This window comes from Bacillus sp. FG16, from assembly GCF_057809515.1.
Map to the genome: position 1 here is coordinate 1 of NZ_JBMDKC010000012.1, position 21,601 is coordinate 21,601.

Annotated in this window: 16 protein-coding genes and 1 riboswitch; of the genes, 4 read left to right on the top strand and 12 right to left on the bottom strand. The window is 35.5% G+C overall.

The features are described from left to right. Positions 1 to 161: 161 nt before the first annotated feature. Complete coding sequence (locus tag ACODS7_RS06660) at positions 162 to 506, bottom strand: hypothetical protein (RefSeq protein ID WP_043315206.1); 345 nt, start codon at positions 504 to 506, stop codon at positions 162 to 164. 132 nt (positions 507 to 638) lie between these two features. On the opposite strand from ACODS7_RS06660, the gene ACODS7_RS06665 reads away from it, so the two are divergent. The 3 genes from ACODS7_RS06665 (at position 639) to ACODS7_RS06675 (ending at position 4,443) form a co-directional block, all read left to right on the top strand. Next, positions 639 to 1,214: a hypothetical protein gene (locus ACODS7_RS06665; RefSeq protein WP_048564094.1), complete on the top strand. Its 576-nt coding sequence runs from the start codon at positions 639 to 641 to the stop codon at positions 1,212 to 1,214. 208 nt (positions 1,215 to 1,422) lie between these two features. Beyond that, positions 1,423 to 1,543: riboswitch (glycine riboswitch) on the top strand. 106 nt (positions 1,544 to 1,649) lie between these two features. Further along, positions 1,650 to 3,017, top strand: coding sequence for an alanine/glycine:cation symporter family protein (locus tag ACODS7_RS06670; protein ID WP_043938682.1), 1,368 nt, complete (start codon positions 1,650 to 1,652; stop codon positions 3,015 to 3,017). Positions 3,018 to 3,249: 232 nt separating this feature from the next. Next, positions 3,250 to 4,443, top strand: a complete 1,194-nt coding sequence (locus ACODS7_RS06675; protein WP_043938680.1) for a S8 family peptidase — start codon at positions 3,250 to 3,252, stop codon at positions 4,441 to 4,443. Between the two features lie 91 nt (positions 4,444 to 4,534). On the opposite strand, the gene ACODS7_RS06680 is transcribed toward ACODS7_RS06675, so the two are convergent. Both ACODS7_RS06680 and ACODS7_RS06685 read right to left on the bottom strand, forming a co-directional pair. Beyond that, entirely contained in the window at positions 4,535 to 5,059 is a 525-nt protein-coding gene (locus ACODS7_RS06680; RefSeq protein ID WP_043938679.1) for a DinB family protein, read from the bottom strand. Between the two features lie 14 nt (positions 5,060 to 5,073). Next, on the bottom strand, positions 5,074 to 5,841 hold the full coding sequence (locus tag ACODS7_RS06685; RefSeq protein WP_043938677.1) for a DUF3891 family protein: 768 nt from the start codon (positions 5,839 to 5,841) through the stop codon (positions 5,074 to 5,076). 204 nt (positions 5,842 to 6,045) lie between these two features. On the opposite strand from ACODS7_RS06685, the gene ACODS7_RS06690 reads away from it, so the two are divergent. Next, complete coding sequence (locus ACODS7_RS06690) at positions 6,046 to 6,318, top strand: HU family DNA-binding protein (protein ID WP_001043905.1); 273 nt, start codon at positions 6,046 to 6,048, stop codon at positions 6,316 to 6,318. A 38-nt stretch (positions 6,319 to 6,356) separates the two neighbouring features. Here the strand turns inward: ACODS7_RS06690 and ACODS7_RS06695 are convergent, their stop codons facing one another. The 9 genes from ACODS7_RS06695 to dhbA are packed head-to-tail and all read right to left on the bottom strand — an operon-like array spanning position 6,357 to position 21,131. Next, positions 6,357 to 6,899: a hypothetical protein gene (locus ACODS7_RS06695; RefSeq protein WP_000959120.1), complete on the bottom strand. Its 543-nt coding sequence runs from the start codon at positions 6,897 to 6,899 to the stop codon at positions 6,357 to 6,359. A gap of 25 nt (positions 6,900 to 6,924) precedes the next feature. Then, complete coding sequence (sfp, locus tag ACODS7_RS06700; protein ID WP_048564095.1) at positions 6,925 to 7,674, bottom strand: 4'-phosphopantetheinyl transferase Sfp; 750 nt, start codon at positions 7,672 to 7,674, stop codon at positions 6,925 to 6,927. Positions 7,675 to 7,731: 57 nt separating this feature from the next. Beyond that, the gene (locus tag ACODS7_RS06705; protein ID WP_000644934.1) at positions 7,732 to 9,162 is read right to left on the bottom strand and encodes an MDR family MFS transporter; all 1,431 of its coding nucleotides are present in this window, start codon (positions 9,160 to 9,162) and stop codon (positions 7,732 to 7,734) included. Next, entirely contained in the window at positions 9,162 to 9,386 is a 225-nt protein-coding gene (locus tag ACODS7_RS06710; protein ID WP_000184060.1) for an MbtH family protein, read from the bottom strand. The genes ACODS7_RS06705 and ACODS7_RS06710 overlap by 1 nt, the downstream gene beginning before the upstream one ends. After that, positions 9,383 to 16,540 carry an amino acid adenylation domain-containing protein gene (locus ACODS7_RS06715; RefSeq protein ID WP_243168107.1) on the bottom strand — a complete coding sequence of 2,386 codons (7,158 nt, stop codon included), beginning with the start codon at positions 16,538 to 16,540 and terminating at the stop codon, positions 9,383 to 9,385. Before ACODS7_RS06715 ends, ACODS7_RS06710 begins: the two co-directional genes overlap by 4 nt. A gap of 33 nt (positions 16,541 to 16,573) precedes the next feature. Next, positions 16,574 to 17,467, bottom strand: a complete 894-nt coding sequence (locus tag ACODS7_RS06720; protein ID WP_029442251.1) for an isochorismatase family protein — start codon at positions 17,465 to 17,467, stop codon at positions 16,574 to 16,576. Between the two features lie 24 nt (positions 17,468 to 17,491). Then, complete coding sequence (locus ACODS7_RS06725) at positions 17,492 to 19,108, bottom strand: (2,3-dihydroxybenzoyl)adenylate synthase (RefSeq protein ID WP_029442250.1); 1,617 nt, start codon at positions 19,106 to 19,108, stop codon at positions 17,492 to 17,494. 12 nt (positions 19,109 to 19,120) lie between these two features. Then, entirely contained in the window at positions 19,121 to 20,320 is a 1,200-nt protein-coding gene (dhbC, locus tag ACODS7_RS06730; protein ID WP_029442249.1) for an isochorismate synthase DhbC, read from the bottom strand. Positions 20,321 to 20,345: 25 nt separating this feature from the next. Further along, positions 20,346 to 21,131: a 2,3-dihydro-2,3-dihydroxybenzoate dehydrogenase gene (dhbA, locus tag ACODS7_RS06735; RefSeq protein ID WP_016081719.1), complete on the bottom strand. Its 786-nt coding sequence runs from the start codon at positions 21,129 to 21,131 to the stop codon at positions 20,346 to 20,348. Between the last annotated feature and the right edge of the window lie 470 nt (positions 21,132 to 21,601).

The following is a 21,601-nucleotide window of genomic DNA, read 5'->3' on the forward strand; positions in this document are numbered from 1 at the left end:
TATAATTATGTATTACCGATTATCTATATCATCAAAAAACATACTATTTTATTCTATACGCATAATAATTTTAATTCAAACAATTCAGAATTAAAAACTAAAAAAGATAGGAAGTAAACAATCCTACAATATCATCTACTCCCTATCTTTTTTATCATCAATTATTTTTCAAATATAGAATACGTAATTTCTCCTGGATAATGTAATACAGTTACCTTCCGCTCCCCTTTTTTAAAACTAACAGTATGCCCGTTTTCCCCTAAGTTCTCCCATCCATTTGCTTTTGTAATAGGTATTACACTTATATATTGATAGTCCTCTTCCTTATCATCGTTAATATGAATTGCTGACATTGGTACTGGAAAACCTTTAATTTTAGATTCTTTATTCATAAATATGAATGCAATTAAACCAACTAATAACATAGCCATTGAAATATTTGAAACTAGTTTTCTTCTATTCATTTTCACTAAAAACCCTCTTTTCTCACATATAACTTTCATCATTTTACTAACTTTAATTATTTATGTATAGAAAAGATATAATTTAAATCATTTCTAACCTATTTTCTCTACTTCAAACAACATTATTGTTATATATTATAATTATAAGTTTTTAAATTTTGGAGGCGTTACATATTGCAGAAATTATTTTTTACTAAATGGACAGTTATTATTTCTATTTTCATCATTTTCGGTACAATTTTCTACGTTACTAATGTTAAAAATAACAACGAAAAAGCACCTGTAGAAACAGCGGATACAAAAACTTTCAAAACGAAATTACAACCTAAAATTAATGAATTGACTACTACTTATAATAACATCATCGAAAAAGATTGGTTGCCTGCCTGGGAAGAGATTAACACGAATGGAGATTCAGTAGATCGAAATAAACTATTAATTACAATGAATGCTGTTTCCAAGCGGTATGAAACAATTATGAACGAAATAGACACGCTTAAAATTGAAGAAAACATAACAAATATAGATATACAAAAACAACTAATTCAATTCACAACCCAGTTTAAATCCGCATCAAACTTCATGAAAGATGCAGCAAATTTGATTATAGACGGAGCAAATAACTCTACTCCAACCAATGAAACTATTGAAAAAACAAAACAAGCTTTAGGACTTGCGGATCAACATATTGTCATCGCTTTATCTACTTTAAATGAAGTTGAAGATAAATTAGGACTTACAAAAAAATAAAACTATTTACTATTTTAAAATAAAAAATGATTGCAATTCACAATTTGTATGTCTATAATGTTTTTATTGATTTACAATCAATGTGTTTGTAAATTTTATAATTCGGATGAACCATTCAGGAGAAGGTCTATTGATCTACCGACGGGGCAAAAAGTTGTTATACCAACTTTGAAACTCTCAGGTCTTGGTTACAAGTAGAACTGCATGGGGACGAATCTCTGGAGAGACTCCCTCTCGCTTTTATATAGCGCGGAGGAAAACGAGCACCGAAGGAGCAAATCCGCTACTTTAGCGGATAATCTCTCAGGTAAAAGGACAGAGACAAGCGAAAGAAAAAGCCGATTGTATCGGTTTATTTTTCTATCCCTTGTTTCTCCAGAGACCATTTCATTTACTTGAAGTGGTTTTTATTTTTTCTAAAAAAGGAGAATAAAGATGGAGACAGTAAGTAAAGTATTAGAACAACTGAATCAATACGTGTGGGGATTACCAACTTTGTTGCTACTCGTTGGAACTGGTGTCATTCTCACAGTGCGTTTAAAAGGTTTACAGTTTAGTAAACTATTATACGCTCACAAACTAGCATTTAAAAAATCAGAAGATACCTCTTCTTCTGGAGATATTAGTCACTTCCAAGCACTTATGACAGCAATGGCCGCAACGATTGGTATGGGAAATATCGCTGGTGTTGCAACAGCTGTTACTATAGGTGGACCTGGTGCAATATTTTGGATGTGGATTACCGCATTGTTCGGTATGGCAACAAAGTATGCTGAAGCAATACTTGCAGTGAAATACCGTGTTAGTAATGAAAATGGTGAATATTCAGGTGGACCAATGTATTATTTAGAACGTGGTTTAGGTAAGAAATGGCTGGCAGTATTATTCGCTATATTCGGTACAACTGCTTCTTTCGGTATTGGTAATATGGTGCAATCTAATTCAGTTGCAGAGGCAATGCGAATTAATTTCTCTTTCCCTCCTGCTTTAACTGGTATACTAATGGCATTTTTAATCGCAATTGTTATTTTAGGCGGTGTAAAAAAAATCGGGAAAGTGACGGGATATGTCGTTCCTATTAAAGCTTTCTTTTATATAATTGCTGGTCTTATAATTATTTTCTATCACTACGACCAAATTCCAGAAGCATTTTCACTTATTTTTTCTGGTGCATTTAATGGTACAGCAGCTGCTGGTGGTTTTATTGGGGCAACAGTTGCATCAGCTATTCAAATCGGAATGGCGCGTGGTGTATTTGCGAACGAAGCTGGTTTAGGGAGTGCACCAATTGCTGCGGCGGCTGCAAAAACTGATTCACCTGCAAAGCAAGCTTTAGTTTCAATGACTGGTACTTTTCTAGATACGTTTATTGTATGTACAATTACAGGACTAGTATTAATTACTACAGGTGCTTGGAAATCTGGTAAAACAGGCGTTGAAGCTACAACACTTGCATTCCAATCTGTATTTGGTACTGCTGGTAGTATGATTCTCGGTATCGCAATTATTTTATTTGCCTACTCTACTATTTTAGGCTGGTCGTATTATGGAGAAAAATGTGTAGCTTATTTATTCGGAGAAAGTGCTGTTAAATATTATAAAGCAATCTTTATCGTCATGATTGCAATTGGTGCTAATTTAAAGCTAGGAATCGTATGGACATTTGCTGATATTGCAAATGGACTTATGGCCATTCCAAACTTAATTGGTCTAATTGGATTAAGTAGTATTGTTGTTGCTGAAACGAATCGCTTTTTACAAGCAGAGAAATTGAAAGAAAATAATAAAAAACAGGCAAGTTAATCTATGAAAAAAGGAATGACTCATACATGATGAGCATTCCTTTTTTCATCCCCTCTTTTACTTAATTACTATCATTAAAAATATATTTATATCAATGTTTACTCCTTTTTATTCCTCCAAAAGTTTTTCACATAAATGTCATAAATCGTATGGTCTAACTATATAGTTGAAAAGGAATGCGACATTAAAGTGTCGCTGAAAAACTCATCCAAGAAAAGGGAGGAAAAATCTTTTGAAAAACAAAATCATTGTTTTCCTATCAGTTTTATCATTTATCATTGGTGGTTTCTTCTTTAACACGAATACTTCAAGCGCTGAAACATCATCTACTGATTACGTTCCTAACCAATTAATCGTTAAGTTCAAGCAAAATGCATCTTTAAGTAATGTGCAATCTTTTCATAAATCTGTCGGAGCTAATGTCTTATCTAAAGATGATAAACTAGGTTTTGAAGTCGTTCAATTTTCAAAAGGTACTGTAAAAGAAAAAATAAAGAGTTATAAAAATAATCCAGATGTAGAATATGCAGAACCGAATTATTACGTTCACGCCTTTTGGACTCCAAACGACCCATATTTTAACAATCAATACGGATTACAAAAAATTCAAGCTCCACAAGCTTGGGATAGCCAACGAAGTGATCCTGGTGTAAAAGTAGCTATTATTGATACAGGAGTTCAAGGTTCACATCCTGATTTGGCTTCAAAAGTAATTTACGGGCATGATTATGTTGATAATGACAATACATCTGATGATGGTAATGGTCATGGTACACATTGCGCTGGAATTACTGGAGCACTTACGAATAACAGTGTCGGAATTGCTGGTGTTGCCCCACAAACTTCAATTTATGCTGTCCGCGTATTAGATAATCAAGGAAGTGGTACTCTTGATGCTGTAGCGCAAGGTATTCGAGAAGCTGCTGATTCAGGTGCAAAAGTAATTAGTTTAAGTTTAGGAGCTCCAAATGGTGGTACTGCATTACAACAAGCCGTTCAATATGCATGGAATAAAGGCTCTGTTATAGTTGCAGCTGCTGGAAATGCTGGAAATACAAAAGCTAATTACCCTGCTTATTACAGCGAAGTGATTGCAGTTGCTTCTACAGATCAAGCAGATAAGAAATCTTCATTTTCTACTTATGGTAGCTGGGTAGATGTTGCAGCACCAGGTTCAAATATATATTCCACATATAAAGGAAGCACGTATCAATCATTAAGTGGTACATCTATGGCAACACCTCATGTTGCAGGAGTCGCTGCCCTTTTAGCAAATCAAGGATATAGCAATACACAAATCCGCCAAATTATTGAGTCAACTTCTGATAAAATTAGTGGTACAGGTACGTACTGGAAAAATGGTAGAGTCAATGCACTTAAGGCTGTACAATACGCTAAGCAATTACAAGAAAATAAAGCTTCTTAAGAAAACTTTAATCAGTCGATCTACCATGAATGTGGAATAAAATAGAAGGAGAGACTTCTATAATTAAAGCCTCTCCTTCTTACAAACTATATTACTCTCCCTGCTTTTTAACCATATGTAAATACAGTACAAAATCCATCATTGTCGACGAATGACCAAGTTGACGGATCATCGCTGTTATATTTCCTCTATGATATGTACCATGATTTACGACATGTTGTACTAACTCTAAAATTGAAGTTTCTAATGCCTCTGCATATGGGTTCTCAATAACAAATACAGCATTTACGTCTTGTATTGTAATTAAAAAGTCTTTATATTGATTTGCCATGTTTTCAAACATTTTTTCTAATTCATGTAACGATTTAGTTTCAATTTGTTTTCGTAAATTTTCTCGGTCTTGTATTGCTTCATTCATACTTTTACCATGCAATATGTGTAACCACACTTGATCTGTAATATAAATATGCACAAAAGTATCCTTAATGGATGGGAATACACTCTGTATCTGCTCATTAAAAATTGTCTCATAGTTTGGTAACTCTTTTAATCGATTGAATAATCTAGTATTAGCCCAAGCATGGTAATCAAACTGTTTTAATATATAATCTTTCAATTTATATTACCTCCCTATTGTATGAAACGAATAATTTGTTTCTTCGTTTCCGATTCTCTATCAACCTTTGCAATCCCTTTTTCTTTCGTTTCATGTTTATTTATCGTTTTATATTTTACATACGTATGAAATTCCGTTTGAAATGGAAATGGTGTAATCCGAATTGTTTCCTCGTCCACCCATTCAGCTTGAATAAGTTTCTCATCCTTACTATTAAACATTTCTGTTCCTTCAAAACCATCTTTAAATAAATCAATTTCATCTTTCTTTTTTACACCAGGCTTATTCATACATACGTATAAAGAAAGTTCATCACAAAACTTTAATAATCTATAATGTTTATCAAACATCGCAAACTGTTCCTTTGTTAACGTTTTCAAAATTCTTTTTTGTCGTTCTAATTCATGTTTATAAAATGACATCATCTCTTCATCTTCCTCGTTTAGTGGAAATGATAAAAAATGTTTACTGCAAAGCAATGCCCCGTATGGATTAGAATTTTCAATTTCATTCAAGCCAATCGTATAAAAAACAAAACGTAATGGGCTTGGACAATCCATAAATGTATATGGAATATTTTTAGCATCATTTAAAATTGGTACTTTATCTAGCTCTATCCATCCTCTGTCATGCTCATATATTGCATCAACTGTTTCTTTTAAATATGTTTTACCTTCAAAGAAGTCTTCTTTTATATGCTTTGCAATCTCTCCAGCTAAAAAACCATGATCATGTTGACGAATTAATATACTTTCCTTCTCATTTTTTTCACGAAAAATCATTCGTATACTCCCCCTCATCCTCATACTAAAGCTTTTTATATGCATCGATTCTTAATTAATCCCCAAATAATAGAAGGGATTCAGTCTCTTGCAACGAAATTAACATAATTATATAGTATTATTTCTAATCATAGTGATAGCTTTATCTTTACTATCTATTATACTAAAACATTCATTCCAAAAATTTTTTTATGAGGTGAAAACATGAACAAAACAGAATTAATTAAAAACGTAGCACAATCAGCTGATATTTCTCAAAAGGACGCTTCTGCAGCTGTACAATCCGTATTTGACACAATTGCTAATGCATTACAATCTGGCGATAAAGTTCAATTAATCGGATTTGGAACTTTTGAAGTGCGCGAAAGATCTGCTCGTACAGGACGTAATCCGCAAACTGGCGAAGAAATTCAAATCGCAGCTGGTAAAGTTCCTGCATTTAAAGCAGGTAAAGAATTAAAAGAAGCTGTTAAATAAACAAGAAACCAGCCATTTTATAGGCTGGTTTCTTGTTTTTATTTAAGCAATTGCTTTATATTCTCTGCATGATACACTTCACAAATATAAAATACACATTTGCAGTTACTTACAATTTGATACTTTCTAGTTGGATACACATTCGCTGTAACAGAACATCCATCAAACAATTCGATAATATTTCCAGATGGCTGATATCCTTCATATAATACGTTTCTTCTTACTTCCATCTTTTCTATAAGCTTTTCAACAGGAATATTTCCACTCTCTAATTCACTCTTTATTGCGTCTGGTAAAAACGAAGTGTCTGCAAAAATTAGATTTTCAGATAACACCTTGCCTTTATAACTAACATTAGATACACGGTAAAGAAATGTTCCATCTTTATCAAAGAAATTCTTTGCTTCTTTCGGAATGTACTGTCTACCAAGTGCCTCTTGTTCAAGAACATCAAACTGAACTGTATCATTTAAAAGCTTTTCTAAAGCATGAATGGATGATGTATCTCCAGAAAATAAAATATTTTTAATTGCTTGTATGTTATAAGTGAATTCATTCTTTCTATTTTCCGCCACTAACATGAGGAACACCTCTTCTATAATTTTTTTATTTAAGATTTAAAAGTGCTACCGCGTCTAATTGCGTAATTTCAGTCACTTCCTTACTGAATACTGCAACAGAAGCCATATAATCTAAACTAGGTCTTACATCTTCCATCATTGTATTATCTGCCAACTCTTGCTTATCCTTAAAAACTAACAATTTTGGAGGATTATTTGGAGCTGATACTGTAATATGTACTGGTGGAATCAATAGTCCTTCGCCTGTCGCTTTCAGCACCGCTTCTTTTCGAGTCCAATATGTTAAAAAACCTTCTATTTTCTGTTCATTTGGTAGTTTCATAACTTGCGCTATTTCAATGTCTGTTAATACACCTTCTGCCATTTTCACAACATCTACATTTGGATTCATTTGTTCTACATCTATGCCAACAGGTGCAGATTTTGTAAATGCAACGACAACCCACTCACCTGAATGCGAAACAGATAATTGCGGCATACCTTCTGGTAATTGTGGTCTACCATGTTGCAATTTACATACGGAGCACATTCGATCAATTGGTACTTGGACTGGTGACATAGAAAGTATCTTGCCGAGAACTAATCTACTAATTACGCAACCTATTATAAAACGAGCTCGATCTGCCGAATGATGATACGAATTTGCTTTCTCTCGCTCTATATCATTTAGTAAATTGTAATGCCATGATTGTAAATCTGAAATTCTTGCCCACCATATTTGACAATCATTCTCATTCAAAGTTGGAACAGAATCTACAACTTTACTTTCTATCATGTAAACTCTCCTTTATTCAACGAATATCAATTTTCATAAAAAAGCATACGTATATTGTTATTCATTGACGAGTGCTTTCTCTTTTTTTGATACAGATAATGTTTTTTCTTTCTTATTTGACATTACCTCTTTATCGGAAATACGTAAAGAAAATAGTAGTGCTATGAGCAAAAATATTGCTGATCCAATTAATGCTGCTTGATATGGTAAAAAATCGGATTGAACGTTATTACTTCCAAAACCAGCTAGTATACTAGCTAAAACAGCTACTCCTATCGCTGAACCTAATCGATTTTGCACATTGAATATAGTAGTCGCTCTCCCCATGGAAGGCGGCGTGATATTGTTAAAGGCAGAAAATTGAACCGCACCGACAGATTGACCTAAGAAAATACCGATACCAAACAATAATGCCCGAATTTGCCACGGATTCGTATCGTGATTTACAAAACTTAATAAAACAAAGATAATCGCCGTACAAATTAATCCTATAGAAATTACCTTTCGAGCTCCTAATTTCTTATATGACCATGGCACAATTTGTGAAGAAATCATTAATCCAATCGCCTCTGGAAATGTCGTAAGTCCTGATTCTAGCGCGGAAACTCCTATCACATTTTGATACATAAGTGGAAAAACAAATAACATTCCTAGTAAACCAGCTGATGAAAATAATGATATAAGGCTCATCTTTCTAAAGACTGGTTCTTTTAATAAGCGTAAATCTAACATTGGTTGCTTTACTTTCAGTTCTACGATTATAAACAATGTAATGAATACAACCCCAGCTATCCCAGTACTCATAATTTCTGGAGAAATCCACCCTTTTGATGGTCCCTGGCTGAGTGCATATATGAGCATCGCGAATCCTGGTGCTGATAAAATAAAGCCGAGAGAATCAAAGCGACCAGCTGATTTTTCAACATGCTCTGCTAAAAATAGAAGTCCAAAGAGCAATGCAACGATTCCAAACGGTAGATTAATATAAAATGCCCAACGCCAAGACATTTGATCTACAAAGAAACCACCGATGATAGGACCAATTGCTGGTGCTACAGCAATTGGAAGTACAATGAACCGAGAAATCTTCGGTCTTTCCTCTGGTGAAAATGTTCGAAATAACATCGCCATTCCGACCGGTGTTAAAAGCCCTCCACCAGCACCTTGAATAATACGGAAAATATTCAATGAAGTAATATCGTTAGCCATTCCGCATAAAGCAGAGGCAATTGTAAATACGAAAAGAGCAATTAAAAATACTCTTTTCGTACCAAATCGATCTCCTAACCAACCAGAAATCGGAAGGAAAACAGCTAAACTAACTAAATACCCAACATTAACCGTCCCCATTGCAGATGGAGGTACTTGCAGTTCTTTACTTATCGTTTGTAGTGCTACATTTACAATCGTTGCATCCATCGCAGCCATAAACATCGCAGTTATATAAACGATACTTACGACTACTTTTGGATTTAGTTTTGCTTTCATTATCGTTTTCCTGCTAATGTTTTTTCACGAACTTGATTACTTTTTGGATTCAAATCTTTCCAGTTATATTCAACATATTCTAAGCAACTCTGCCTACTAGCTTCTTCATATACGACACTCCAGCCAATAGGTACATCGAGAAAAGCAGGCCAGAGAGAATACTGGCCCTCCTCATTTATTAATACTTTATATGTGTAATTATCATTTTCAAATGGATTCGTCATACTCTACTTACCCCTTTCTTATTCTGCAAATATTTCGCTAATACTTGTCCAATTTCCGTAAGTGGACCTGGCTGACATAAATCTTTATGTCTACAGTCAATATCATGCTGCACAATTTGCCCATCTAAATAATTTAGCCACGTATTTGGAGAAATAGGATCAAACCAGTCTGGTATAACAGTAGATCTAAAGAATAAGATGTCTCCGTTATAAACTTTCGGTACATATTTCCCTAACAACCCTACTGAATTTACATATGTTTCTTTCAAGTTCAATATAGTCTCTTCTTCAAGACTTGCTAATGCACTTCCATCTTTACGAAGGATTTCAACTGCACTTTCCATTGTAAGTGGTTTACCATCCATGTTATCTGGGTCATATCCTCCTAAAGCGAGTAATGCGATTAACGCTTCCTCTTCAGTAGGCGCTTCCGTATTCGGTAAGAAGTGTCCAGGATAAGAATCAAGCATAACGAGTAATTCTACTTCTTCCCCTTCATTTTGTAGTTGCGCCGCCATTGCATGCACAACATTTCCTCCAAGCGACCAACCTAATAAACGATATGGTCCATGAGGCTGTACTTCACGAACGTGTTTCAAGTAATCCGCCGCCATCTCCTCTAAACTTTTTGGAAGTTCTTCATTTTTAGCGATACCACGTGCTTGTACACCATAGATTGGATAATCTGTTCCTAAAGATTTCATAAGTCCTGCATAGCACCAACTTAATCCACCTGCTGGATGTACACAAAATAGTGGTAATTGATCCCCGCTTGCTCGTAATGGAAGCAACACATCAAGTGCACTTTGACCATTCCCCATCTCAAGTCTTTCAGCTAACCCTGCAACAGTCGGTGCTGCAAATAAAGTACCAATGTTTAGTTCCACTCCAAGCGCCTCTTTAATGCGGCTCATAAGCTGCACTGCAAGGAGTGAATGGCCACCAAGATCAAAGAATCCGTCATCAATTCCAATTTGAGGTACACTTAGCACTTCTGTAAACAAGTCACATAACATTTCTTCTTGCGGTGTTCTTGGACCACGACTAGAAGATGATGCAATAAATTCTGGAGCTGGCAATGCCTTTCTATCTAACTTACCGTTTGGAGTTAAAGGTAACTCATTTACTACTACAAAAGCGTATGGAACCATATAATCTGGTAAACTACCACTAGCAAACTGACGCATTTCATTCGTATCAATCGCTTCATTATTTAATGCAACGATATAAGAAACTAACCGTTTATCCCCTGGCTGATCTTCCCGTACAATAACGGCTACTTGCTCAACTTTAGGGTGCTTCATTATGACTGCTTCTATTTCTCCTAATTCAATTCGGAATCCACGAATTTTTATTTGATGATCTGCACGTCCTATATAATCTAGCGTCCCATCTTTACGCCAGCGAGCTAAGTCTCCTGTACGATACATTCTTGTACCTGGCTTTCCAAATGGATCTGCGATAAAGCGTTCAGCCGTTAATCCTGCTCTTCCTAAATATCCACGCGCAAGCCCTGCACCTGCAACATACATTTCTCCAACTACTCCAGGTGGCACTGGTTGTAAATAGTTGTCTAACACATACACTTTAAGGTCAGGTATACTGCACCCAATTAAACTATTTGCTCGTAAAGAGACGATAGTTTCATCTAATTCAATATAACTAACATGTACTGTCGTCTCCGTAATACCGTACATATTAATAAGCTTTGGTGCGTTATGAGGATGTCGACTATACCAATCTTCTAAGCGACTTAGCTCAAGTGCTTCTCCTCCAAAAACAACATATCGTAAAGATAATTTTTGGCCAATCTCTTCATTTTCACGATCTGCTTGCATCAATTGATAGAACGCTGATGGAGTTTGGTTTAAAACCGTAACCTTTTCTTTAACAAGAAGCTGTAAAAATTCTTTCGGTGAGCGACTTACAGTATGTGGCACTACAACTAAACGCCCTCCGTATAATAAAGGTCCCCAAATTTCCCAAACCGAGAAATCAAAAGCGTATGAATGGAACATCGTCCAAACATCGTTTCCGTCAAACTGGAACCAATGATCAGTTGCTCCTAAAAGTCTTACTACATTTTGATGAGGTATCATAACGCCTTTCGGTCTACCCGTTGAGCCTGACGTATAAATAACGTAAGCAATATGTGATGGAGATAATGGCTTAATTCGTTCCACTTCATCAATATTGTCATCACTATATTTCTCAACTTCTGCTATTACTTTCACATCATCAACTAAAACTTTTAGTGCCTCATCACATTCAATTTCCACTTCTGAATTCGTTAAAACACATGATGGTTTCGCATCGTGTAGCATAAATGAAATGCGGTCTGCTGGGTAATCTGGATCTAACGGAAGGTATCCAGCACCAGCTTTAAGAACAGCTAATAAGCTTACAACCATGTTTAATGATCTTGGCATCGCTAAAGCAACGAGTTGATCAGGACCAATCCCTTTTGCTATTAGGAATCGAGCTATTTTATTTGCTTTTCTATTTAACTCTTCATAAGTTAATTTCTTATCTTCAAAGACAACAGCTATAGAATTTGGATTTATATGAGCCTGCTTTTCAAACAATTGTGGCAATGTCATCTCTGGTACAATTTGAAAACCACCATTCCACTTTTCTAACACTGTATTTTTCTCTGCTACAGTTAATATTTCTAATCTGCCAATTGATTGATCCGGATTTGTAGCTGCATCATCTAATAACAAAATGAATCGTTCTATTAGTTTTTGAACCGTTTCACGTTTATATAAATCGGTACTAAACTCTAGTAATCCATGTAAACCGTTCGGAGTACCATCAACCCCGTTACTCTCACTAATTTCAAATGTTAAATCAAATTTTGCAGAACCAACGCTTTGAATTTCAAGGCTCGCTTCTAAATCTGGTGCATGAAACGTTGCTTCTGGTGTATTTTGAAAAGCTAACATAACTTGAAACAACGGGTGGCTGTTTCGAGTACGTACTGGATTTAACACTTCAACAAGCCTTTCAAATGGAACATCTTGATTTTCATAAGCTGCAAGATTTACCTGCTTCACTCTATTTAATAATTCTTTAAAACTTGGATCTCCTGAAGTATTTGTACGTAACACTAATGTATTTACAAATAAACCAACAATATCTGAAAGTACATCATCATTTCTTCCAGCAATCGGACTTCCAATTGGTATATCAGTTCCTGCACCTAATCTTGTAAATAGTGCACTAAGCCCTGCTTGCAATACCATAAACAAACTAACTCCATTTTTACGTGCAAGCTCTACTAACCTACTATGCATACCTTCATCTATATGAAAATGAATTGTTTCCCCGCGGTAACTCGTCTCAATTGGACGCTGGAAATCTGTAGGTAACTCCATTTGGTCTGGTAAACCTTTAAGTTCTTCTTTCCAAAAATCTAATTGTGTTGAAATAAGACTCTCTGGTGTCGTTTCATCACCTAGCAATTGCTGTTGCCAAAGTGCATAATCTGCGTATTGAACGGGTAGTGTCTCCAGCTGAACTCTGTCACCTTGACATCGTGCTTTATACGCCGCTGTAAAATCTCTCGTTAACGGCTGTAATGACCAGCCATCACCTACAATATGATGCAATAGAATTAATAATACATGTTCGGTTTCACTCACTGTAAAAAGTTGCAAACGAACTGCCGGCTCAATATCGAGGTTAAAACTATATCTTACCGCCTTTGAAAGTGCACTTTCTAATTCATCTTTACATGTATTAGTTATTACCATTTCTAGATTTAAGTTTTCCATATCTAAAATTTTCTGATAGGAACTACCTAATACGTTAGGGAAAATTGTTCTAAGTGTTTCATGTTTCTCAACTACATCATAAAAAGCACCTTGTAATGCTTCCCGATTCAATATTCCATTCATACGAATGACTAGCGGAATATTATAAGTAGGACTTGGACCTTCTAAACAATTTAAGAACCATAACCTGCGCTGTGCAAATGAAAGTGGAATTTCATTTGGCCTACTTGCTTTCTGAATAGCTGGTCTTGCACTTTTTGCATGGTTTAATTGTTTCGCCAGTTCGGCAACAGTTGGTGATTCAAATAGTTTCCCAATTCCTAATTCCACACTTAACGTTTCACGAATTCTTGCCATTAAACGAGATGCGAGAAGTGAATGTCCACCCATTTCAAAGAAATTATCATCAATGCTAATTCGAGAAACACCAAGTACTTCTGCAAATAAATCACATAATATTTCTTCTTTCGGATTTCTAGCAACCCTCTCATTGTTCATTCCATTAAAATCAGGAGCAGGTAATTTCTTTCTGTCAACCTTACCATTTGGCGTTAATGGTAATTCTTCTAGCACAACAAATGCCGATGGTATCATATAATTCGCTAAACTTTCTGAAACATAAGAACGAATTTCTGAAAGATTAATCGGTTCCTTTTCTTCTGCAACGATATACGCAATGATGCGTTTATCATTTGGACGATCTTCTCGTACCATTACTACCGCTTGTTGAATATTTTCATGTCGTTGTAATACCGTTTCAATTTCAGCTAATTCAATTCTGAATCCACGAATTTTAATTTGATGATCTGCGCGACTAATGTACTCTAACGCACCATCACTACGCCATTTCACAAGATCTCCTGTACGGTACATGCGCTTCCCTGATTCTCCATAAGGATTTGCAACAAACCGTTCAGCTGTTAACTCAGGTTTTCCTAAATATCCGCTTGCAAGTCCTTCCCCTGCAATATATAATTCCCCAATAACTCCAGGTGGAACTGGTTGTAACCCTGCATCCAATACATACACTTCTGTGTTGCAAATTGGCTTTCCGATAGGAGGTATACCCTTTTCACCTGCATCAATGTTCATGAAAGTAGACCAAATCGTCGTTTCAGTTGGTCCATATAAATTAGTTATTGAGCAACCTAATTCTTTTAATTTATTTGCTAAATGCGCTGGAAGAGCTTCACCACCAACTAGTATGTTTAGCCCTTGTAGCTTTTCTGGATAATCAGTTACTAACGCCTGCCAAAGCGTCGGTGTAGCCTGCATAATGGTCACTCTTTCTTCTTGTAAAAGTGTCGTTAATGCTGATGGCTCTTGTATGTCTTCTTTTTGCGCAATTGTTAAACTTGCACCACTAATAAGAGGTAAATAAATTTCTAGAGCAGAAATATCAAACGCAAACGTTGTAACTGCTAATAAATGATCATTTTCATTTAATGAAAACTTTTGTTGCATAGCCATTAAAAAGTTACTTAAACCTCTCATAGGAACGATTACACCTTTTGGGTTTCCTGTTGAGCCTGAAGTATATATTGTATAGGCTGGGTTTAAAAGTGATACATCATTCTTACATGCTATATTCATACGAGAATATGTATGTAACGCTATTTTCGTTTCTTCATCATCTAATACAATTTTTTTCATATCATTTTCTATAACTAACTTAGATGAAACAGATGAATGTGTTATGATACAAACTGGTTTTGCATCATTTACTATATAATTAACTCTTTCTGCTGGGTATTCTGGATCTATTGGTAAATACGCTGCACCAGCCTTTACGACTGCTAGCATACTAACTACCATTTCTATTGATCTAGGGAATACTAAAGCTACAAACTGATTTGGTCGTATTCCTTCTTCTACTAAATAATGTGCTAGTTCATTCGCTCGTTCATTTAGCTCTTTATACGTAAGGTTTACACCGTCACAAGTAATCGCTAGTTTATTTGGATTTTTTTGCACTTGTTTTTCAAATGATATAGGTAGACTAATTAACTCATCATCTTCCTTCGTTTCATTCCATTCCAATAAAACTTTATGATTTTCTTCAGGCAGAGTAATGTTTATTTTTCCAATCGACTCGTTTTTCTCATAATTATTTATTACTAATTCAAATAGATTCATAAATCTTTCTTTATGCAATGCTAGCTCTGCGCCATTATATACTTCGGGATTCGCATCAAAATGAATCATTAGCTCATTTTGATCAAAACGTTTATATACATTTATCGATAAATCATCTACAGGTCCTGCTGATAAGTTATGTGTAATACCACGATTTCCAGCAAAATTAAGCCTGTAATCAAAAGGCATAACATTCACTAACGGTCCAAACAACCTTTGATTTTCACCTAGTAACTTTAAGTCTCTTCTTAATTCCTCATGACGGTATTTATGATGGTGACGTACATCTCGAATTTCTTTAGAAACTTGCTGCAATAATTCCGCAAGAGTTATATTTGGAGTTACTGTAATACGAAGTGGAACTAAATTCATTACCATACTTGGTGTATGAATAGATACAGAACCTAGACGTCCCATCATCGGTAAACCTAAAACAATATCATTTTCACCTGTTAATTTATGCATATAAATACTTGTTACAGCGACAATGAATTCCGGCCAACTTGTTAACGAAATATTGATATCTTCTAGTAAAGTTTTCGTGCTAGAACTAGATAAATAAGCTGTTTCTCGTGAAAATCCATTTGATGTTCTCGGTGCTCGTTCTGCCAAACTTACAACTTCTGGGGCATCCGCAAACTTTTCTAACCAAAAAGTACGATTTTCCTGAAATTGTTTAGACTCACGATACTCAATATCTTCTTGCACGACTTTTGCAAGAGAACCAAATGGCTTTTGACTCTTGTTTGTTTCTTCTATAAGTGATGTATACTCATTCGCTACCTTTTGGCTAAGAAGTGAAAATCCATAGCCATCCATCACAATGTGATGGATGCGCTGATACCAAAAGAAACGATTATTTTCAACTTGAATAAGTGCTTCAGTAAATAATATATCTTTTTTCAAATTGACTGGTATAGATAAATCATTTTTCATCCATACTTTAGCAGCTTCTTCAGGGTTTTCTTCTTTACGAACGTCAATAAAATGCATATGAAACTGTGATTCTTCAACAACTTGCCATGGGCCAATTTCATCCTCTTCGAAGCGAACGTGAAGTGCCTCTGCTTCCATTACAACTTTACGTACAGCTAATTCAAAAATGTCTTGATGAATATTTCCATTTATTTCTACATATTCCCCAGTATTATATATCGGATTAAGCGGATCTAATTGTTGCGCAAACCACATACCAGACTGCGCAGATGATAACGAATGACGAATCTTTTGACTGTTAGGCATTCTTTACTACCCCTTTATTATGTAGTCTATTTGTTACAGCACCTGTGCTGTTTGTGAAGATAGTAAACTGTACCAACCTGTAACAGTTGGACGTTCTGCTAAATCTGCAAAAGTGATTTCTTTCCCTTCACGACGCCATTTCTCTACTAAACTCATAATTCTGACCGAATCAAGCCCTCTATTTAATAAGTCCTCATCAATATCAATACTCTCTACTGGCTCACGAAGTAGTTGTGCAACTAGTTCATGCACTTCCTGTATAGTGATTCCTTCACTCTCATCACCTTTTACACTTTGTAAATCTTTTAACAGTAGGTTTGTTGATGTCGTTACTGCACATCTATTAGATGCATACTCCAATGCTTGTTTATGATGCTCTAGTGAAAAATCAGCAACTGCATCTGCTACAAAGAACGGCTCTATACCATCCATAAATGCTTCACAAGCTGTTAAAAGACAGCCAATATGCGCATAAATACCGCAAATAATGAGTTGATCTCTTCCTTGTTCATTTAAAATTTCTAATAGATTTGTCTTTTTAAATGCACTATATCTCCATTTTGTTAGGAATATATCATCTTCATCAGGAGTAAGTTCATCAACAATTTTCTTTTTATCTGGTCCAGCAGGAATACCGTCACCCCAAAAGTCTTGTAATAAACCTCGTTGTTCTAACGTTTGTCCACCAGGTTGTGCTGTATAAACAACTGGTATACCAAGTTCCTTACATTTTTCTCTTATCATTTTAATATTTGAAATAAGTTCTACTTTTGGTGATTCTTTATCGCTATATGCATCAAGAAAATATTCTTGCATGTCATGAATTAAAAGTACTGCACGTTTCGGATCTGGTGTCCAATTCACTTTATTTTTTGGTAGTTCTGATTCAATTGGCATTTTATATACTGAAATAGATGGGATAGCCATCTAATCACTTCCTTCCGGTTTTTATTATTGTTTTACTATAATTAGTTTTTCAGCAATGACTTTACGTAGTTCTTTTTTGCTGACTTTTCCGACTCCTGTTTGCGGGAATGATTCAATAAATTCAATTCGATCTGGAATTTTATAAGCCGCGATACCACGTTCTCTTAAAAACATTTTTAATTCACTTACTGCCGGAACTTGTCCGCGAGCTATAACAAAAGCACAGGTGCGTTCACCTAAATAATCGTCAGGCATAGATACAATTGCTACGTCATGAACTGCATCGTGTGCTAATAGATGATTTTCAACTTCTTCCGCAGCAACTTTCTCACCACCACGGTTAATTTGATCTTTATCTCTTCCTTCTACAATGATGTATCCTTGTTTATTTACTTTTACAAGATCACCTGTGCGATAAAACCCATCCTTTGTAAATGATCGTGCATTATGCTCTTCGGCTTTATAGTAACCACGAATTGTATATGGACCTCGTGTTAATAAACTACCTACTTCGCCAAGTTTTACATCGTTGTCATTTTCATCAACAACTCGTACTTCATCGAGTGCAGACATTGGTCTACCTTGTGTATAAATAATAATTTCTTCCGGATCGTCTAATCTTGTATAGTTCACTAATCCTTCCGCCATACCGAATACTTGCTGTAACGTACATCCAAATGTAGGACGTATACGTTTTGCAACCTCAGCGCTAAACTTAGCACCACCTACTTGAATAACCTCTAGGCTTGATAAATCGGCATTACGAGAAGATGCAGCATCAAGCCAAATCATTGCTAATGGCGGAACGAGCGCTGTAATTGTAACCTTTTCTTTTTCGATGAGAGCAAATGCCTCATCTGGACTACCACCAGTTGCCAATACCACTTTTCCACCCGCATAGAAAGTTCCAAATGTCCCTGGAGAACTCATTGGGTAATTGTGTGCTACTGGAAGAACTGCCATATAGACGCTTTCTGCATTCAAATTACAAATTTCAGCGCTTACACGTAAACTATAAATATAGTCATCATGTGTTCTAGGAATTAATTTAGAAAGACCTGTTGTCCCTCCTGATAATTGGAGAAATGCAACATCACTTGGCTGAACTTCTGGTAATGAGACGGGATCCATATACAGATCATTTATGTTCACAAACTCTTCTTCTTCCCCCACTACAATTACACGTTGTAAAGTTGGCACTTTCTCTTTCACTTCTCTTGCTAGTTTTCGATAATCAAAACCGAGAGCCTTATCTGAAATAACGTAAGCGTTCGCCTCGCCAAACTCACAAAAATAACTAATTTCACTACTTCGATGTGAAGGTAGTGCAAAGACAGGAAGCGCTCCAATTCGAAATAGTGCAAAACATATTTCGAAAAACTCGATAATGTTAGGTAACTGGATTACAACTCTGTCCTCTTTCTTTATTCCTAAACTCAGTAAACCTGCTGCTAAACAATCTACCTTTTTATCAAGTTCACTATACGTTATATGCGTCTTACCGCTTACAACCGCGATTTGATCTCCGTATTTCTCAGCCCGCTCTCTTAACACTCCTCCAAATGTTTCACCAAGCCAACACCCTTCTTCTCGATAACGATCTGCAAATTCTTTTGGCCATTCCGTATAACCTACTAGCATTCTTTCTTCCCCCTATTTTTCATTAAGTGAACTATCTCTTAACCCTAAAGCTTTTAACATTGTTTGGAACTTAGCCGATGTTTCTGCTAACTCATCTTCTGGTTTTGACTCAGCAACAACTCCAGCTCCTGCATATAAACGAAGTGTATTTTCTTGTACTTCAGCACAACGAATTGTAACAATCCATTCTCCATCTCCATTTAAATCGCTCCATCCTAGCATTCCTGTAAAGAACTCGCGGTCAAATGGCTCAATATGCTGTATAGCCTCTCTTGCTTTTTCCATCGGAGTTCCGCAAACTGCTGGCGTAGGATGAAGGGCAATTGCTAATTGTAAAGAAGAAGTATTTGGATCCTTAAGTTCACCTTTCACTTCTGTAGACAAATGCCACATCGCTTCACTATGAATAACTGATGGCTTTTCTGGAACATGTAATGTATGACAATACGGACGAAGTGCAGCGGCAACCGCTTCAACTACTACCGCATGTTCATGTAAATCTTTTGGAGAAGAAAGTAATTCCTCTGCTCTTCTTTTATCTTCTACTGGGTCCTCACTACGTGGCCTTGAACCAGCTAACGGATTAGAAATAACTTGCATACCATTACGTGAAACAAGCAATTCAGGACTTGCTCCAATTAGCGTCTTACTGTTCTCTTTTTCATCTTTCGGTAAATTCACAGCAAATGTATAACCATGCTTATTATGTTCTGCTAATTCTCGCAGAAGTTTTTGCTTATCAATCTTTTCGGAAGATTTAACATCTAACGATCTAGATAGAACGATTTTCTTTAAATCACCGTCCTGTATTTTTTTAATTCCTTGCTTCACACCATTCATATAAACTTCAGGGTCTGGTACTGGCGTCATTTCAAATGTTACGTTCTCATTTGTTTCAAGCTGATTTGTTGTATCCAATTGTAAACGCTCAGAAATTCTACTATATTCTGGTACCATAAGTTGAACTTCTTTTCTACGATCAAATGGCAAAGCACCCACAACGATAGGATTTGGATTTCCAGCTTGTTTCGCATTACTTAATGTCGCTTGCACAAGCTCTGGGAAATTTTCAATTTCACGATGCTTTACTGTAGTAAACTCTCCTTCTGCTAATATAGTTCGAGTTGGTGAAGCAAAAAAGAATGAAGATTCAGTCTTATAATCTTCTAAAAGTTTTTCTGACAATTCCTTTACAGCTATATGTTCATTCATAATATAATAACCTCCTGAATTTTTATTAAACTCCTAACGTAGCACCGCCATCGACACATAAATTGTGCATTGTAATATGACTTGCTCTATCTGAGGCTAAAAATAACACTGCTTCAGCAACTTCTGAAGGTTGTGCAATTTTTTGTAATGGAATTCCGAGTCTATATGTATTTTGAGAACCAGCAATTATATTTTTAGCTCCATTCTCATCAGCCCATAGTAATCTTTGCATCTCAGTTTCAGTAGAACCTGGAGAAACTAAGTTGCAGCGTATATTGTATGCCGCAAGCTCTAGTCCTAAACATTTCATAAACATCGTCGTTGCAGCCTTTGACGCAGCATACGCAGCCATCTCCATTCTCGGCGTATTTGCCGCATTTGAACCGACTGTAACAATTGCCCCTGATTTTCTTAACATCATATTTTTACTTACCGTTCGGGACATATTGAAAACCCCTGTAGTATTTACAGAGAATGTTTTATTCCAATCTTCATCACTTAACGAATGAATTGGTCCCATACGCAAAATCCCTGCAACGTTTACTAAAATATCTATTGGCGCTATTTCATTTGCAATATGATTTACCATGTCTTCAACAGCAGCGCTATCACTCACATCTAAACGAAACGTTTTCATACGTGTATTATTTAATTCATTTTGATTTAAGAGTACATTTAACCCCTCTTCATTTTGATCAACCGCAATAACTGTGGCTCCTCTTTCTAAAAACATTTTGGCAACAACACTGCCTATGCCTTGTGCTGCACCTGTTACTAAAACTGTTTTCCCATCAAATTCCCCTAGGTTCATTTTCTCTATCCTTTCACATAAACATTAATTTCATTAAGTAACACCAATGATATTGATTTTCATTATCAGTTGTGTTGTAAAAAATAATACACTTACTAAACTAATTGGTCAAGTGCGCATTACTTTAAAATCCATTTTATTGATAATGTTTTTCATTTACTATCTTACACCGAAATGATAATGTTTCTCAATAAACTTGTCAATCTTTTTTTATTTTTCAGACAAAGTATTTTAATGCTTCTTAATAAAATCATATGTAAACGTATTAAATGTACTTATATTATAAATAAAATTCCAAATCCTCTTTTTAAAATTGAAGAAGACAAACTAGAGATACGTTCATTTACAATGCTTTATGAAAAACTCAAGTATATATTTTCTCAATATTTTTCTGAAAATATATCTTACAAATACTAACGAATGTCTTCTTTATCATTTAAGATTTAATATATATTTCGAATGCGATGTAT

Excerpts from the sequence above, each read along its gene's own strand:
- ACODS7_RS06660 (WP_043315206.1), bottom strand. The coding sequence starts at position 506 with ATGATGAAAGTTATATGTGAGAAAAGAGGGTTTTTAGTGAAAATGAAT.
- ACODS7_RS06670 (WP_043938682.1), top strand. The coding sequence starts at position 1,650 with ATGGAGACAGTAAGTAAAGTATTAGAACAACTGAATCAATACGTGTGG.
- ACODS7_RS06685 (WP_043938677.1), bottom strand. The coding sequence starts at position 5,841 with ATGATTTTTCGTGAAAAAAATGAGAAGGAAAGTATATTAATTCGTCAA.
- ACODS7_RS06690 (WP_001043905.1), top strand. The coding sequence starts at position 6,046 with ATGAACAAAACAGAATTAATTAAAAACGTAGCACAATCAGCTGATATT.
- ACODS7_RS06695 (WP_000959120.1), bottom strand. The coding sequence starts at position 6,899 with ATGTTAGTGGCGGAAAATAGAAAGAATGAATTCACTTATAACATACAA.
- sfp (WP_048564095.1), bottom strand. The coding sequence starts at position 7,674 with ATGATAGAAAGTAAAGTTGTAGATTCTGTTCCAACTTTGAATGAGAAT.
- ACODS7_RS06705 (WP_000644934.1), bottom strand. The coding sequence starts at position 9,162 with ATGAAAGCAAAACTAAATCCAAAAGTAGTCGTAAGTATCGTTTATATA.
- ACODS7_RS06710 (WP_000184060.1), bottom strand. The coding sequence starts at position 9,386 with ATGACGAATCCATTTGAAAATGATAATTACACATATAAAGTATTAATA.
- ACODS7_RS06715 (WP_243168107.1), bottom strand. The coding sequence starts at position 16,540 with ATGCCTAACAGTCAAAAGATTCGTCATTCGTTATCATCTGCGCAGTCT.
- ACODS7_RS06720 (WP_029442251.1), bottom strand. The coding sequence starts at position 17,467 with ATGGCTATCCCATCTATTTCAGTATATAAAATGCCAATTGAATCAGAA.
- ACODS7_RS06725 (WP_029442250.1), bottom strand. The coding sequence starts at position 19,108 with ATGCTAGTAGGTTATACGGAATGGCCAAAAGAATTTGCAGATCGTTAT.
- dhbC (WP_029442249.1), bottom strand. The coding sequence starts at position 20,320 with ATGAATGAACATATAGCTGTAAAGGAATTGTCAGAAAAACTTTTAGAA.
- dhbA (WP_016081719.1), bottom strand. The coding sequence starts at position 21,131 with ATGAACCTAGGGGAATTTGATGGGAAAACAGTTTTAGTAACAGGTGCA.